The organism is Clostridium zhoujianii, assembly GCF_051590805.1.
Taxonomy (GTDB): Bacteria; Bacillota; Clostridia; order Clostridiales; family Clostridiaceae; genus Clostridium.
In genome coordinates, this window is sequence record NZ_JBPUTF010000001.1 from 2,092,651 (window position 1) to 2,108,138 (window position 15,488).

A 15,488-nucleotide genomic window follows, 5' to 3' on the forward strand; every position below is an offset into this window, starting at 1 on the left:
AAAAGAAGGATACTAATTAGCACCCTTCTTTAATTCCTTATTCTCTTTCTTTAAACTTTTATTTTCTTCTTCTAGCTTTTTATTATCTTCTTCTAATTTACTAACCTTTTCTTCTAAAGCCTTGTATTCTTCATATGAAACTGATTTTCCAGCTCCATATGATATTACAGATCCATCATCTTCTGTAATATCATACCCTTGTGCTTTATACATAGCCTTTTGAGTTTCATCTATTGTATATACTTTATTTCCTCTAGTTGCCTTCATATTATCCCCTCCTATACTTCTGCTTCTGCATTAATAGCAATACCACAAGCTTTATTCTTCATTAAGAATGTATCACCATATTCTCTAGCTTGATATACATATTTATCTGCTGTTCTTGAATCAGTACCAGGAGTAAATACTTTCATATATGCATATTTCTTTCTAGTAACTTGGCATGATGGATGAATCAGTATCATATTAATTTGCTTTGCATCACCTGCAGCAACACACCCATTAGTAAAGTCATACTTAGTTTTCATTCTTCCAGATGGAACTTTCTTTATTGTTACATCATCTAATGAATAAACCTTCCTATCTATTTTTCCGTTGTTGTTATTAACATCAACGTTTCTTGTTAATCCTTCTGCATTCTTGAGCATTTTATTTATTGTTGGTGTTACATATAAAATTCTACCTTCACTTGGAACACTATTATCGTCCATCTTTTCCATTTGAGTATCAAACCAATCTAATATATTAGCTGTAGTTAATACTGTATTATCAATAACAGCCCCATTAGATGCATATGTTTTAGCTTCTGCATATAACTTAGAATATCTATAAGAATCTCTTTCTGGAATAGCTTGTTCTGTTTCAAACTCATTTTGAATATTTGCTACCTCTAAAACTAGATTAGTTTCATCTATATCCATTGGATCTAAAGCAAATTCTATATCTCTATCATGTGCTAATTTTTTTGGTTCCCATTCATTTGATATAGTTCCGGTATTAAAGCCCATGCTTCCTCTATTATGGTCTTTGTATCCACTTACTGTAATGCTAGGTAATTTAATAGTTTGTGCATTAATAAACTTAACTTGTGGATTAGATTTCTCTAAATCATAAGATGTTAGCTCCCTTTTGTATTTTTGTTGTAATTCTCTTTCAAATTGTTCAGCATAACTATATACTGCCATTAAAAATCATCTCCATTTCTTATTTTTTATTTGTTTCCGAATGCTCTTGCTAGAGCATCATTTGCATTGCCTTTTGGTGGTTCTCCGCCAGCACCAATCTTAAATCCTTGATTTTGTTGCTGTTGTTCCCCCTTAAAACTTGGGTACTTTTCTAGTACCTTATCAATAGCCTGTTCCATAGTTAATTCCTCTGTAACCATAGCCTTTGCAAGTACTACTACATCATCTACCGAAGTTGAATTAACTCCCTTAGATAAGCAAGTAACCTTTGCTTCAAGTGCTGTAGCTTTTTCCTCTGCTGCTAATCTTGCTTTCTCAGCATTGGTTAAAGCTTCACTCTTCTTTTCTTCCTCTGTCTTTTGACTTTCCTTCCAATCGTTATATGCCTTTAATTCATCTTTAGATAGTTGGTTCTTCTTCTCCCTAGCTATCCTATCTTGAATTAACTTATCAACATCAGTTTGTGTGAAAGTCTTTTCTTCTGTCTGAGCAGTATCTTTGCCATCTGTATCAGTTTCCTTGGTGTCTACATTACTAGTATCTGTTCCACCATTTATCCCTGTATCAGCTTCCATTAATCTACTCATTCCTAATCTTTTTCTAAGATTAAAATTTGTTATCATAAATACCTCCATTTATAGCCTGTCGGCTGTTAATTCCATGCACCTTTTTAAGCCATAAACACGTTTTGGGCATAATAAAAAGCCTTAGTTTCCTAAGGCTTAATTATCAATTTTATATTCCCATTACTCCTTTGTAGCTTATTTATTCTTTCAATAACTTCTTCTGTTAAATGGTCATAATCAAGAGATGTGTTACTTTTCAGTTCTTCAAAGTGTTCTCTTGTCTTTACATATTCTTTATAAACTTTTTCTTCATTAGCTACACTCTCTTTAAGCAATTTATTTCTCTCATCTAGCTTACTACTAAGTTCTTTATTGGATTTAATTTTCTTAATATCCATAATGATATTCGCGATAAGTACCAATATTAAGATTGTATTTATTATTAATTGCATAATTTTATCCCCCTTATATTTTAAGAATATGATCTATAGATTTATCAACTTTATGTAGTATATCTTTAACCTTACTTAGATTTAATCCATCTAATGCATATACTATATTTGTTGCTATTTCTAGTTCTTCGCTATTTTGAAATAAGGGTAAACTTCTTTCATTACATCCAATAGGTGACCACTTCTCTCCTGGTACTATTGATAATTTAGCCTTTAGTACTTCTCTCTTTGATTTATCAGAGCATTTGCACCCATAATCTACGATTCCACCTTCAACCAATATCTTTTCTACATTAATCTTAGCAGTTGGCCATAATGTTTTCTTAATATAATCACTATTTCCTGTACAACAAAATTTAAATACATCTTTATCAATCCTAACTTCCCAATCATCAGCTAACATATCTGTTTGACTCGCTAACCAAGGTACTAAATTACCATCAGCAGTTTTCATATAGATATATGGTAAAGTCATTTTTGATGTACTGCTAGGTTCTTGTAACTTCAAATACATCCCTTTACCATTCCAACCTTTCCTAGATACCTTAGCTCCTTTTTTTAACACCTCTAAAGCAAAGCTAAAATTCTGATTAGTATAAACCATTTCCTCTTTAACATACTTCATCCTAAATTTCTCCTTCTTAATTTTTAGCATAATAAAAGCACCTACTCTTTATCTAAGTAAGTGCTTAAGGCATTATATCTGATATTCCTTTTGCTAAATTAGCTGCTTTTTTCATTATTGAATTTTCATTAAGATACTCTAGTCCTTTTAATGTTATTTCTGGTCTGATAACAGCCACTCTTGGATAAGGACAATCCATTGCATTCCATACATCAATTCCAGTTATATATCCTTCTTTAACTAAAATTGCTATTATCCTACACCAGCGTGCTTCTGAAAGTTCTAGACGTTCTTTTGATATACTTTTATTATCAAATTCTTCTACATCCATAGACTTTTCTAATATTTTTAATATCTTATATATCATTTTAAAATTATCCATATTAAACCTCCTACCATTTACTTAGTAAGTACCCTTATATAACCTCTATTAATTTTATTTCTTCTTCATTAAATCCAATAAGATTATCAGCCTTATCTAGTATAGAAATTTCTTCTAACTCTTCATCACTATCTATTGATGGAGTGTATGTTGCTACATAACCTTTAAATTCTTTATTGTCTATATCTAATATCCTTACTCTTTTATTAAAATACTCTCTTAATGACTTCAATTCTTATCAACTCCTTTTAATGTTGGTACTATATGAACACCATCTTTACTGTAGTGTATATAAAATCTATTAGTTTCTGTTAATTCTCCCGTTTGATTGTTTACATTTACACCAATATTTTTATTGCATTCAATTAGCTCTTTATTCTTGACCTCTCCATTACGCTGCAATTCAAATTTCCCTGTGCCTGCATATTTCTTAACCAATTCTTCAAGTTCTTCTAGTGATACAGTTAAATAGCTTCTACCCTCTATATAATTGTTATGGCCTAATATATGCTTTCCCTGTTTTCCGTTATGAATGTTTTTAGGCTGCTCATTCGATTTAACAAAATCTCTCTTTTCTTCTATCTTATCACTTTCGTATTTACTTCTCAATGCTTCTTCATGATTCTTAAGAGATTTACTGTTAACTCCTTGTACTTCCTCCCTATTATAATTTCTTCTAAGTTGATTATACTTTTCTAAGTGATCCTTTAGACTCTTGCTCCATTCCCTAACTCTTCTATGAGCCATCTGATGACTATCTAAATCAGTTGTACCTGCTTCTATTCTCTTCCACTTTCTTATTTGTCTTTCAATGAATCTCTGCTTTTGTTCAGCTTCATATAATTTTATAGCATCTTCTCCATCTTGCTTTTGTGGAAGGTTAGTTATACCAGGGAAGTATGTTGTTACTGTGTGCCTACAATTGGGGTGTAAGAATCCTTGTGAGATAGCTTCACTTAGTAAGGGATAATCACCATCTAACTTAGTACCATGACTAAATACATCATCTATTAATATCTTCCCTTGCCAAGGCTCACATTTAGGACAAGTATTAGCATGGGCACTTACAACAACTAAGTGTATTCCATATTCATCTCTTTTCTTACCTTCTCCAAGTAATGTTGCTCTATGACTTGCTGTTCTTAAAGCCATCTCTGCATAACTTGCTATATTGACCATTGCTCCATTCTTGTATTGTACTGAATTAATACCTTTATCTAAGAAATCCTTAGTTGCCATATCTATAGCCTGATTAAGTGTCTTAGCTCCATTCTGTAGGTACATATGAGATTTAAATATAGTTTGCCTGTATACATCATCCATCTTTCTAAGAACTGAATGTTGAGCCTTGGTTAAATCTTTATTAACTGTCTCTATTAAGGCTTCTAGCTTCATATCATTAACACCAAAGAAATTATTCTCCGGTGGTATTGCTCCTGGTCTCCCTAATTCTTTATGAATATATTCCCTTACTGTTTGTACCTCTGATATATCTTCAGGTATTTCTATAGATTGATGTTTCTTACTCTTCCATCCAAAGAACTGTTTAACCTTATCTATAAACCTTGTACCTCTTGACTCACCTTTACTATAGTTACCTTTTAACTCTCTATCTATTGCTTCTTGTATAGGCTCAGAATAGCCACTAACTATCTTCTTATTCCTTTTCCTATACTTCTCCATCTCTCTTAGCTTAGTTAATTGCCATTGCTCCCATTCAAAACCCTCTTTCATTTGTTCTGATTGGTGAAAATAAAAAGCCCTATGCATACTAGAAATTAAATCAAGCTCCATTTGCTCGAATATCTTTCTAATGTCATAAGACTTTGCTCTCTCTTTGGCTGCTTCATCCTTTATAGATTTCTTTGTTACCTTCTTAAGTATTTCACCTATCTTACTAGGATTATTCTTCTTCGCCATCTAGATCCGCATCCTCTGGATTATCTAAGTTATTATAATCTTCATCATCTATAGTCTTGGGTTCTTCTGTTTCTATCATTGCATTCTGTTCTTTAATTCTTTGAACTTCTTCTGCTTTCTCTTCTTCTGTCCATGTATCTCCGTACATTTCTTCTATACATTGTTCAACACTCATTACACCATAGCTCTTAGCTTTACCAACCGTTTCAACTACTGCTTCAAAACTTGGACTTGCATATTCACCAAATACTATAGTAACCTCATTATCCTCTATAGCTACTTTATTCCTTGTATTATTGGCCTTAAGTATAACGTCTACTAATAATGGTATTACATCATTCAAAGCTTCTATAATGCTATCTCTTGTGTATAACGTGGTCTTTTCCTTTTCTCTTTGTGCTTCTGCATTATCTAGTTTTTTATTGTCAATTCCTAATGTTGAGGGGGATATAATACCCTGCAAGCATAAATCTAACGCTGTTACATATGTTTGAATATAACTTTCTGTTGGTATTTCTGGCTGCTCAGTATCAATCTTAGGAACTGCTTTTTCACTCATATAAGAATCCGTTTGTATATATCTATTATCATAACAGCTAGGTTTTAATATTTCTCCTGTATCAGGATTACGAGGTATTAAACTTTCCGGTATATAAGTCTTTGCTCTTCCTGCTCTAAGTGCATCTACCCATTGTGACCACGTTTCATCAAAGCTATCTAAATTATCAGTTTTCCCATCAAGTATTGATTGCCCTCTGCCTTCCCATTTATCAGACTCGTATATCATATATGGTACAGCCATACAATAGTCTCCATCAAAAGTTACATCTTTTAATTCTTCTGTTTGAGGGATAGTACTTATGCTTACTTCCTTATCATCTTTAAATAGCTTATACTTCACATAGCCAAAACCATAAAACTCATGTAAAACATAGCTATGCTTATTATGAATGTATTCAGTATAGAATACTACCTCTCTTATTCTACCTCTATCATACACAATATCTATTTTTTCACCAGAATAAAACTCAACTATAGGAAATTTTGTAATAGAATCATCAAATGATATTTTAAATGCTCCATCACCTATAACTAATACATCCTTTGTAGCTTTCTTTAGTAGATTCTTCATCTTATTATCTTTACAGATTTCATCCCATACATTAATCTTTTCCTTATCTTCTCCAATGCTGATATTATTTAGATCATTGTGAACTATATTTACTAATGTATTAATTATTAGTTTAGGTAATCCTGTATGAATCTTTCTTATCTCCATTCCTTTAGTTGGAACACTCCCCCAGAATGAATAATTAGTATTCTGAATCTGTTTGTATAGCTGTTCTAATTCGTAACTATCCCCTCTATACCATATTCTATTTTTTGCTGCATTAACTTCATAGTTTAATCCCTCTTGTATGCTTATACTGCTATTTTGAGATTCTGTTATTTTCAAGAAATTTCTCATTGCACTTCTCACCTTCTCTGTTATCTTCATTTACTAACAACTCCTATTTTAGTTTTGTATGGTAACCACCCATATTGACACGAGTTAATCATATGATCGTTTTTGTCCTCTGGAGTATTATCTTTATCCTCTAACCAACTATAGCACTCCAATTCACCTATATAGTTAGTACAGTGCTTTAACACAAAGAATTGTTCATGTGCAAACCAACCTAATTGAAGGTTTATTCTATCTACTATTTGAGTTTCTTTCCATGCTGGATTAAAGTTATATATACTTCCATGCTCTCTTTTATATTTATTTAATTCAGTTATTGTTGCACTATCTGCACTATCTATAAATGTATTCTTAGCAAATCCCCACTCTTTCCTATTCCTTTCTAAGAAGTCTATGTAATTTTTAACTGTATCACTTGGAGCTATAGGGATATTTAAATTCTTATTGTTATAAGTCTTTTCATCTAGCAAATAACAATTACCCTTATTAGTTATTCCTAAGAATGACATTGCTATTGTATCCTCGCTATTAGTTGAATAAGAGGTATCTAATCCACTAGTGAAAGTTGTAAAATATTCTTCTTGGCTGCTATTTATTTTAATTAGCTTCTTTACTTCTTCTTTATTTTTTGTATGCTTATCTCTCTCAAAGTTAATAAATACTAGTCCGGTAGCTCTTCCTCTTAAGCCTTGTATTTTATTTTTATACATCTTAGTACCTTTTGCTACTGCAGATATTTTCTTTTGTATCAGTTCCTCTGTCATTGATGCATTATCATAAAAAGTAAAATACCAATGCACCCATCCTGTTACTGGCTCTTCATTAAGCTGTTCCAGTAATTCTCTAGGATAGTCATTAGTATATTTCTTTAATGGTCTACTCCTATTTAAAAATTCTTTATATACTAATAGATTAGGATCATCTGGATTTGATGTTGTCATCATATAATCGCATCTATGGGTAATTTCTCTTAAGAACTCCATATCAGCTATATTAACCTCATCTATATAAACACATCCTACTTGAGAACCTAATACCTTAGTCCATCTTTTCTTATTATCATATCCGCATATATAAATAATCTTAGGACCATTCTTTGTCTGTAACTCTATATGAGGTAACTTTATATTCCCTTTACCATTTCCATGATACTCTGCTATACCATCAAACTGTACTAAAAAACCTAACTCGGCATTAATTACATTCTTTTCTACAGTTCCTAAATCTGCTCCAGCTATTACATGAAACTTCTTGTTAGATCTTGATACCATTAAACCAAACTTAAATATTCCTACTGTTGTTTTTCCTGCTGCTGTTGTTCCCTCTAAATATTCTCTTTCTGTTAATGTTGTTAGAAAGTCCTTAAACTTAGGTGACAATTCTAAAGGCATACTATTTACCTTCCTCTGGTGGTTTCATTTGGTTTAATATGCTTTCTATATTATCTAATTTCTTTGTCTTTTCTATCTCTGCTGAATTATCAACTTTCTGTTCTATCTTATCTACAAACAATCTATATCTCTTACCTAATAGCTCTGCTGCTTTTGTTCTATCTTGTAGTGAAGCATCTAAGCCGAATTGGTCCTTCTCTTCTCCTCTCATAACCCTAGTAAGATACTGGAGGACTTCTTCACCTTTTGCTATTCTCTTTTCATCTAAGGCTTTTATCCTATCTTCTATATATGATTTAATACTAAGTTTTTCTAAGTTCTGACTTCCTTGTACATTAGGTTTTTTATATCCTGCTCTCCTTGCTGCTTCTGTTGCATTTCCTAGTTCTATATAATAATCTGCAAATGCTTGTTGCTTAGGTGTAAGTTTCTTATCCATCTGCTCCACCTACTTCTTTATATATATCTACTAATCTTAGTAATATCTCTACTTGATTAAATGTACTTAGTACTTCTACTTTAACATTAGAATACTTATTAGGATTTTTCTTATCCTCTGGATACCTTAAGTTATATTCTTCTATATCCATTAAGTGAAATAACTTATATATAGAGCATACTTTATTTGATTTTTTACTTAAAAATTGTTCTTTGTTTACTAGATATATATATTCATATTTATTTAAAGCTCTTATTAGTTTGTTTATTTTACTTTGTATATTCATTATTTCACCTTCTTTCATAAAATAAAAAGAACCCTATTTAGAGTTCTTCTTTGCTTTTTTATACGCAAAAAACTTTTTATTTCTTTTTGCTGACTTATTTTTTGCTGCTTCTTTTACTCCATTATTATATTTTCCCTTCATATTTGTAATATTGTATGTATCTACTTTTCTTATCTCTTTAATCTCACTCTTCTTTATATAGTTCTCATCTTCATTTTTAAATATTAAGAAATATTCTTCATATTCTAAATAACATTTACATAGTACTTTATGATTATTAACTATTAAAATATATGATTCATCTTGGTTAATAGCAATGTATATCTCTCTTAAACTATTTAATACTATAAAACTTGTTATAGAAATAATTGCTAAGAATCCGAATAAAGATATCATTCGCATATTATCATTCAGAATATTATTCTGGAATATATATATACCTTCTTTATTAACAACATCTATTCCTGTTGTAACTATATATCCTGAAAGTATTATCCACGTTATTGTTACAATAACAGATAGAATTATGCCTATCCAATTCCAAGTAATAGTTTTTTTATCTACTTTAATATAATCTTTATTTTCAAGTTTTTTTCTAAATTGGTCTTTTATTTCTACTAAATTAATTACTGCAATAGCCGCAGCCATAAAAGGTGCTATTATAATAACAGTAGCCACTATTACTCCAAATAAAAACCATCCTTCTCCTAAATCCGGAACTGAAAAGATTGTTCCCCATTTTTTTGCTACGAAAAAATCTATAATTGATATAATAAACAAAGTTAAATATATTCCAATAAAACAATATGAAAAAAGTTTTATTACGGTATTGAATATAAGCTGTTTACCTGGAACATTTTTATACTTATTCCTTATTGTATCAATAGCAAAATTATTCATTGTTTTAAAATGAATACTGAGTAATGCACCTACTCCAGATATAACCAACAATATATTTCTAACTTTTTCTAACATAAATTCACCTCAATATTTACATTTCTATAAATATTGGTAAATTCCTCTTTGTTTTATTTATATATTTAAAGCCAGTAGATACTAATATACTATATATTGTGAGAGGGGGCTCTCACCTTCCTTTTCTTTTATATTTTTATTGTTTCTACTGGCTCCTGCAGGCATTAAAAAAGAACCCTATTTCTAGAGTTCTTAATCTATTTTTACATTTTTATAACAGCTGTTATAAGTCCTAATACTGCTGTCGCTACTGCTACACCTTTTGTTCCTAACCATTCCATTGTAGGCCTTAGTTTAAACCATTTTTTATTTTTATTTTCTTCTAATTTACTTATGTCTTCAATTTCTTTTATTCTTTCTAAAGCTTCCTTTATTTCTTCTTCTGATAAAGAATCGTTTTCCTCAATACTTTTTCTTGCATCTTCAAACAATACTGATATTTCTATATTATTGCTATTATTATTACTATTGTTATTTCTGTTATCGATATTTATTGTATTTGTACTATTACCTATATTTTTAGATTCCCCTATTGAGTAATCTTTGTTATTCGCTTTAAATCCAGATGCCAAATAAGATTCCAATTTACATTTTAACATCCGTATATTTGATAAATATACAACCCTATTAATATACTCACCAGTCATTGGATTTTTCATATTTTTTGTTAATCCGCTTTCTATATTGTCAATATAGTTTCCAAATGCAGCTATAATACTAATCTGTTCCTCTGCTGCTTTATCTTGGTCGTTATTTGCTATTATATCTTCACATTCACTAATATATTTTCTAACTAGCGCTTTCATCTGATCTGCCATTATATCCCCCCTATACCTGTAATTTTAACCTTATATGTAAAATAAGTAAAGCACCTAACATTTCTGCTAGATGCTTTTCTAGTATAAGGGCCTATGAGAATAATTTATTGGAGGTCATTGCCTAATACTATTATATAACCTTTTTAATTGCTTGGTTTCCCAACCTTTTCCCACCTTTTTCCCACAATTTCATATTCTCTTCATACTCTGCTATATTCTCTACTATCTCTTCTCTTTTTCTGTATGCTGTAGTTTTTGACATATTAAGCTTTATAGATATATATAGTAGATTTCTTCTATCTCCATACTTTAATTCTATAAATCTTTTATCTTCCTCGTTAAGTTGTCCTATATTTTCACTTATATGCCTTATAAACTCTTCAAGCTCTCTTATCTTTGCTTTTATTTTTAATATCCTTTTATTAATTCTTAGATGTTCCCTTTCAAGCTTTTCTATCTCTTTACACATTTCTGTCTCTGCATAACTAGATCCACTTGGAGAAGATTGTACTCTCTCTTGTATTCCTATTCCATTTTGGTAATAATCTATTGTTACATTAGCATGCTTGATATCATACTCTATTCTTTCTCTATGATACTCTAAATTTGATATTTCATTATTAAGAGTATGTATCTTCTTTTTACTCTGATAATATCTATATAAAATTCCTTCTGTCTTTCTAAACAATTCTTTATCCATTCTACCCCTCCTTTAAGAGTGAATTACTTATGTAGTCCACCTTATGAATATTAAAATATTAAAATAGCCACATTATACTTGAAAGGTGGTTATTTAAATGAAAAAAAAAATAGCTATATTTTTAATTTCCTTATCACTATCATTTAGTAGTTTTACTCAATTTGCTTATGCTGCTAATACATTTAATGAAGGAGTTTACAAAGCTGCTGATTTCAATTTTTCACCTGAAAATAAATATACTATTCAAAATATCTCTGAAAATAACAGTGCTTACGTTCAAGTTTTTGATCAAAATCAAGTAATAAAACAGGCAATACAGTTATCTCCTAAATCTGAAAAATATAATTTACTTCCCTTATTGCAAGACTATAGAATTGTAATAGTGGGTAACGGTGATATATATTTTTCTTAAATGCTTATTACAAAACTAAGGTTATAGACTTAACTTTATATTAGTTAAGTCATATGCCTTAATATTATTAACCCTTAGTCAATTTATCAGTTATTATCTCTAAATCAAAGTTAATATCATCTGATATATTTTAACCATCCTCTTTATATCTCCCTTCTAATACCTTGTTTATCTCTTCTGCTCCTTCTGTATCATTTGCATATGCAAGGTTACCCGCTATTAACCCTGCATATGCTCTTACTCCTCTTATGTCTCCCTCTATTGCATCCTTAACTAATAACCCTAATAGTTCTGATTCAATTTTACTCATAAGACACTCCTCTAACTTGAAAAATTAACCTTCTTGCAATGCTTCTTATATGCACTATGAAATATATCTCTATGAAGTATTATGTAATACTCTTTCTGCTCCATGTAAATCTCCCATTCAGAACCTTCCACAAAGTCCTCACTTAGTTCTATATCATCTTCAATAAATACTACCCTTGGCTTATCCCAGAAGCTTACTTGCCCTTCCATATTAGAAAGGCATCTCCCCATCATCTACCGGAGTAATTTCACCATATCCACCAAAGGCATCATTATTACTTTGATTACTAGCTTGTCCCTTGTTATCTCCTACAAACTCAAAACTTTCCACATTAACATCTGTTGTATATCTCTTCTCTCCATCTTTATCATAGCTACCTGTTCTTATATTCCCTGTAAGAGCTATCTGTCTACCTTTAGTTAAATACTGTGCTATTGTTTCTGCTGTCTTTCCAAATGCTACACAATTTATAAAGTCTGTTTCATCTTTCTTAAATGGTCTTGTTACTGCTACTGTAAACCTAGTTACTCCTGTTCCTGAACCTGCTGCAAATCTTAGTTCTGGATCCTTTGTAAGTCTGCCGATTAAAATTACCTTATTCACTCTTAATTACCTCCCCTACTTCTCCTAAAGACATGACACAATGACCTTTTGTTAATCCATAACATGGTCCATATACAATGTATTTAATCTGTTTCTTTATCTCATTTCCTGTATACTTCTCATTCTCATACTCTTGAAGTACTACTATGTCTCCTATATGGTAGTCTCTATCATTCTTCCTTATTTCAAAGTTCTTAAGTCCTAACTTTACTGCTAGAAAATATTTAGACAATATCTTTAATTCATGAATTTTCAATCGCTTCATCCCCTTTTATATACAAGTCATGATAAGTAACACCAACTGCATAAGCCTGCCAAATATCTTTCTTAAATCCATAAAACCATCCTGGCTCTTTCTTTGTACCTTTTCCCTTATTAGGTGTATTAGGTGCAAATCTATCTACTAGAGCTTGTACTATATTGCTATCTTTTGCTTTCATACTGTTGCATAGGTTCATCTTTTCATCTTTCCTGTAGATGTATTTAACTGTATCATTATAGTAGTTATAATCTAATGCTTGTATAAACCTCCCTATCCATACACAAGTATCAAACACGCTCTTTCCTACCGCCATTCCATAACTTGCAATCATTTCTATAGCAACATGGTCTATCGACTCTACTTCATCTAATCTTTCATATCTATCCATTAATAAGTTATCCAATAATTCTTCATTAGTTATTTTTTCAGCAACCAAAGGTTTTAAATCTGATTGCCTTATTACAGTTACTCCGCTTTCTTCACTTCCTGGATCTATTGCTATTATCAATTAATCACCTTCTCTCTTTATATTCTCATTGTTCTCCACATAACCAACGCCAGGATTACCGAGAATTTCTCCCAATTCATTGATGAAATATATAAGATGTGTCCATTTAGGATAAAATGCTTTAGTTCTATCTCCTTGTGGTACTATAGGAGGAAATTTATATTTAACAAAAACATTAACTATATTAGCTTTACTTATAGATACCTTGTCAACTTCAAACTCTTTTTTAAACTCTTCTATTCTAGCTAATTGCTCCTTTGTATAACCTTCATTAGTCACCTTACCCTCAACTACTTTATCCATTTCAAATATGTTTATTTGTCCCTTTAAAATATTATCCTCCATCTACAGATACTCCTATCAAATGATTGTCGTTTGAGAATTAGAATTTATAACCATACTCAAACTTGCTCTTATTCCCTATTAAATTCTTAATTTCTTAGTATTATGATCTAATTAACCTCTTTGAAATATTCCTCTAAATGTTCTTTAGTTATTTCAATCCATTCAACATCATTAGATTCAAGCCTTATTTCTCCACCAATAAACCTATAATCCTTATCTTCTGGTGTAAACCATATTGATCCATTCTCTATTTCTATATATTCATCTTCAACTGTAAATCCATCTCCATCACAAACTTCTATTAGAAATCCCTTTATACATTTGTAAACCTTATCATTCTCTTTCAACTCTCTAAATTCATATCTATTTCTTCTTACAACTTCATTGTTATAAGTCAATTCATATTCTTTATCTAATTCTTTTATATTTTTTACCTCTCTAACTTCTTGTTGCATATAATCAAAAACTTTCATTTACATCATCCTCTCTATAAGCCACTATCAATCAATATTGTGATTGATTCACCGCTTTTCTTATATTCATCAAACTCTTTTACAAATTCATCAAAAGTCTTGTCTTCTTCACCTTGCTTTACCATGCATTTACAGAATAGATCTCTTGCATACTCTTCCGTTACAATGGTTGGTTTTAACCCTCCATCTCCGCACCCTATTGATGCAACTGTCCTTTGATACTCTTCTAAAGCTTTTTCTTCTGTGTCAGCCCCTATTAATGCATAATATTCATACTTACTAAAATCCCAATATTTCATTTTTACATCATCCTTTCTACATTATTTATTAGCATTGTGTACTAACAACTATAACTAATCTCCAAGTATTTATTATCTTTTATTGGATAATAGATTACTCCATAATAATCATCATCACAACATCCCGTCCATTGTTTTATATAGAAATTATCTTGTTCTTCATAAATATTCCCTTCTTCTACTTTTAAATAATTAGTGTCATCTTCTACTACTTTTTCACCTTCAACTATCTTAACAATACTCCAACTTATGCCTTTCATATCTTCTATAAGTGTTTCCATAAACTTTAATGTATTTTCCATAACTTAACTCCTTTCATTACCTCGCACTTTCTACATATCACGAATTCCCTAACTCAGTTCTTAACCAAGTTAATTTACTTCTTAAAACATCTATCTCCAGCCTTAAATTATCTATTGCACTTATACAGGTATAATAAGCACTTTCTGCAATATCTCTTTTAAGTCTTAACTCTGCTACTTCTTCATTTCCTTTTGCTAGATCCTGTATGATAGTTACCTTATTTCCTTCTGCCTTAAGTTTAAGTATTTCCTGTGCTTGCCTTACTCTATATTCCTTTTCTGTCTTAGCCTTTTCTAGTCCTAATGTCTTAAGCTGAACATTACCTCTACCAAGTGCCTGGATACATCTATTTAATTGTTCTAATATCTGTTGTGGATTCATACCATCCTACCTACTCTCTATATGTTCTATTATCAACTTACCGCCCATACAGGCTCTTATTACTTCTTCCCTAACATATTTATCCTTCTGTAAAATTAAACTCTTTAAAAGCCTATCTAGTGGTTTATCTGCTACCTTTAAAACTTCTTTTATTTCTTCTCTAGTTAAATACCGCTTGTCCCACAATATTTCTAGGTTGTTTTGGAACTGTAATTTTAATAATCTATCCAGCTTATGACCTTTACTTCCATGAACTCCTTGAGTTCCCCTGTGGTGCTCCTGCATAAGTAAATATGATTTAACTTACAATTCTCCAGAGGTTTAACTTGGCTTCTAAATACTATGTGGTGAAGTTCTGTAGCTCTTTGACCACATACTAAACACCAATG

General features: G+C 30.8%; 27 protein-coding genes. 1 reads left to right on the plus strand and 26 read right to left on the minus strand.

The features are described 5' to 3' along the window. Positions 1-12 precede the first annotated feature (12 nt). From ACSYT2_RS09865 to ACSYT2_RS09935, 15 genes are all read right to left on the minus strand, one after another. Positions 13-267, minus strand: a complete 255-nt coding sequence (locus ACSYT2_RS09865; protein ID WP_438384634.1) for a hypothetical protein — start codon at positions 265-267, stop codon at positions 13-15. Positions 268-278: 11 nt separating this feature from the next. After that, positions 279-1,184: a capsid protein gene (locus ACSYT2_RS09870; protein WP_438384635.1), complete on the minus strand. Its 906-nt coding sequence runs from the start codon at positions 1,182-1,184 to the stop codon at positions 279-281. Between the two features lie 26 nt (positions 1,185-1,210). Further along, complete coding sequence (locus ACSYT2_RS09875; protein ID WP_438384636.1) at positions 1,211-1,807, minus strand: hypothetical protein; 597 nt, start codon at positions 1,805-1,807, stop codon at positions 1,211-1,213. A 92-nt stretch (positions 1,808-1,899) separates the two neighbouring features. Next, a complete protein-coding gene (locus ACSYT2_RS09880; RefSeq protein ID WP_438384637.1) occupies positions 1,900-2,202 on the minus strand; it encodes a hypothetical protein in 303 nt (100 codons plus the stop codon). Between the two features lie 13 nt (positions 2,203-2,215). After that, positions 2,216-2,827 (minus strand): DUF2829 domain-containing protein, encoded by a 612-nt coding sequence (locus tag ACSYT2_RS09885; RefSeq protein WP_438384638.1) that lies wholly within the window; start codon positions 2,825-2,827, stop codon positions 2,216-2,218. A 64-nt stretch (positions 2,828-2,891) separates the two neighbouring features. Then, the gene (locus tag ACSYT2_RS09890; protein WP_438384639.1) at positions 2,892-3,209 is read right to left on the minus strand and encodes a YjcQ family protein; all 318 of its coding nucleotides are present in this window, start codon (positions 3,207-3,209) and stop codon (positions 2,892-2,894) included. A gap of 34 nt (positions 3,210-3,243) precedes the next feature. Further along, positions 3,244-3,441 (minus strand): hypothetical protein, encoded by a 198-nt coding sequence (locus ACSYT2_RS09895; RefSeq protein ID WP_438384640.1) that lies wholly within the window; start codon positions 3,439-3,441, stop codon positions 3,244-3,246. Then, positions 3,438-5,129: a phage minor capsid protein gene (locus ACSYT2_RS09900; RefSeq protein WP_438384641.1), complete on the minus strand. Its 1,692-nt coding sequence runs from the start codon at positions 5,127-5,129 to the stop codon at positions 3,438-3,440. The genes ACSYT2_RS09895 and ACSYT2_RS09900 overlap by 4 nt, the downstream gene beginning before the upstream one ends. After that, positions 5,113-6,627, minus strand: coding sequence for a capsid protein (locus tag ACSYT2_RS09905; protein ID WP_438384642.1), 1,515 nt, complete (start codon positions 6,625-6,627; stop codon positions 5,113-5,115). The genes ACSYT2_RS09900 and ACSYT2_RS09905 overlap by 17 nt, the downstream gene beginning before the upstream one ends. Further along, a complete protein-coding gene (locus ACSYT2_RS09910; protein WP_438384643.1) occupies positions 6,624-7,985 on the minus strand; it encodes a terminase large subunit domain-containing protein in 1,362 nt (453 codons plus the stop codon). The genes ACSYT2_RS09905 and ACSYT2_RS09910 overlap by 4 nt, the downstream gene beginning before the upstream one ends. Position 7,986: 1 nt before the next feature. Then, positions 7,987-8,424 carry a terminase small subunit gene (locus tag ACSYT2_RS09915; protein ID WP_438384644.1) on the minus strand — a complete coding sequence of 146 codons (438 nt, stop codon included), beginning with the start codon at positions 8,422-8,424 and terminating at the stop codon, positions 7,987-7,989. After that, positions 8,417-8,728: a hypothetical protein gene (locus ACSYT2_RS09920; RefSeq protein ID WP_438384645.1), complete on the minus strand. Its 312-nt coding sequence runs from the start codon at positions 8,726-8,728 to the stop codon at positions 8,417-8,419. Before ACSYT2_RS09920 ends, ACSYT2_RS09915 begins: the two co-directional genes overlap by 8 nt. Positions 8,729-8,743: 15 nt before the next feature. Next, the gene (locus ACSYT2_RS09925; RefSeq protein WP_438384646.1) at positions 8,744-9,685 is read right to left on the minus strand and encodes a hypothetical protein; all 942 of its coding nucleotides are present in this window, start codon (positions 9,683-9,685) and stop codon (positions 8,744-8,746) included. Between the two features lie 203 nt (positions 9,686-9,888). Further along, positions 9,889-10,503 carry a hypothetical protein gene (locus tag ACSYT2_RS09930; protein ID WP_438384647.1) on the minus strand — a complete coding sequence of 205 codons (615 nt, stop codon included), beginning with the start codon at positions 10,501-10,503 and terminating at the stop codon, positions 9,889-9,891. 130 nt (positions 10,504-10,633) lie between these two features. Further along, a complete protein-coding gene (locus ACSYT2_RS09935; protein WP_438384648.1) occupies positions 10,634-11,203 on the minus strand; it encodes a transcriptional regulator in 570 nt (189 codons plus the stop codon). A 97-nt stretch (positions 11,204-11,300) separates the two neighbouring features. On the opposite strand from ACSYT2_RS09935, the gene ACSYT2_RS09940 reads away from it, so the two are divergent. Continuing rightward, the gene (locus tag ACSYT2_RS09940; protein WP_438384649.1) at positions 11,301-11,615 is read left to right on the plus strand and encodes a hypothetical protein; all 315 of its coding nucleotides are present in this window, start codon (positions 11,301-11,303) and stop codon (positions 11,613-11,615) included. Positions 11,616-11,745: 130 nt separating this feature from the next. On the opposite strand, the gene ACSYT2_RS09945 is transcribed toward ACSYT2_RS09940, so the two are convergent. The 11 genes from ACSYT2_RS09945 to ACSYT2_RS09995 form a co-directional block, all read right to left on the minus strand. After that, positions 11,746-11,925, minus strand: coding sequence for a hypothetical protein (locus ACSYT2_RS09945; protein WP_438384650.1), 180 nt, complete (start codon positions 11,923-11,925; stop codon positions 11,746-11,748). Positions 11,926-11,936: 11 nt separating this feature from the next. Beyond that, entirely contained in the window at positions 11,937-12,134 is a 198-nt protein-coding gene (locus ACSYT2_RS09950; RefSeq protein ID WP_438384651.1) for a hypothetical protein, read from the minus strand. Position 12,135: 1 nt separating this feature from the next. Beyond that, positions 12,136-12,528, minus strand: coding sequence for a single-stranded DNA-binding protein (locus ACSYT2_RS09955; RefSeq protein WP_438384652.1), 393 nt, complete (start codon positions 12,526-12,528; stop codon positions 12,136-12,138). Then, on the minus strand, positions 12,521-12,793 hold the full coding sequence (locus ACSYT2_RS09960) for a DUF3850 domain-containing protein (protein WP_438384653.1): 273 nt from the start codon (positions 12,791-12,793) through the stop codon (positions 12,521-12,523). Before ACSYT2_RS09960 ends, ACSYT2_RS09955 begins: the two co-directional genes overlap by 8 nt. After that, positions 12,771-13,298: a hypothetical protein gene (locus ACSYT2_RS09965; protein WP_438384654.1), complete on the minus strand. Its 528-nt coding sequence runs from the start codon at positions 13,296-13,298 to the stop codon at positions 12,771-12,773. The genes ACSYT2_RS09960 and ACSYT2_RS09965 overlap by 23 nt, the downstream gene beginning before the upstream one ends. Then, on the minus strand, positions 13,299-13,643 hold the full coding sequence (locus ACSYT2_RS09970; protein ID WP_438384655.1) for a hypothetical protein: 345 nt from the start codon (positions 13,641-13,643) through the stop codon (positions 13,299-13,301). A gap of 107 nt (positions 13,644-13,750) precedes the next feature. Further along, positions 13,751-14,116 carry a ubiquitin family protein gene (locus tag ACSYT2_RS09975; protein ID WP_438384656.1) on the minus strand — a complete coding sequence of 122 codons (366 nt, stop codon included), beginning with the start codon at positions 14,114-14,116 and terminating at the stop codon, positions 13,751-13,753. A gap of 14 nt (positions 14,117-14,130) precedes the next feature. Then, entirely contained in the window at positions 14,131-14,415 is a 285-nt protein-coding gene (locus ACSYT2_RS09980) for a YosH family protein (protein WP_438384657.1), read from the minus strand. A gap of 41 nt (positions 14,416-14,456) precedes the next feature. Further along, positions 14,457-14,717 (minus strand): hypothetical protein, encoded by a 261-nt coding sequence (locus ACSYT2_RS09985; protein WP_438384658.1) that lies wholly within the window; start codon positions 14,715-14,717, stop codon positions 14,457-14,459. A gap of 37 nt (positions 14,718-14,754) precedes the next feature. Beyond that, a complete protein-coding gene (locus ACSYT2_RS09990; RefSeq protein ID WP_438384659.1) occupies positions 14,755-15,099 on the minus strand; it encodes a hypothetical protein in 345 nt (114 codons plus the stop codon). Between the two features lie 6 nt (positions 15,100-15,105). Next, on the minus strand, positions 15,106-15,384 hold the full coding sequence (locus tag ACSYT2_RS09995) for a hypothetical protein (protein ID WP_438384660.1): 279 nt from the start codon (positions 15,382-15,384) through the stop codon (positions 15,106-15,108). Between the last annotated feature and the right edge of the window lie 104 nt (positions 15,385-15,488).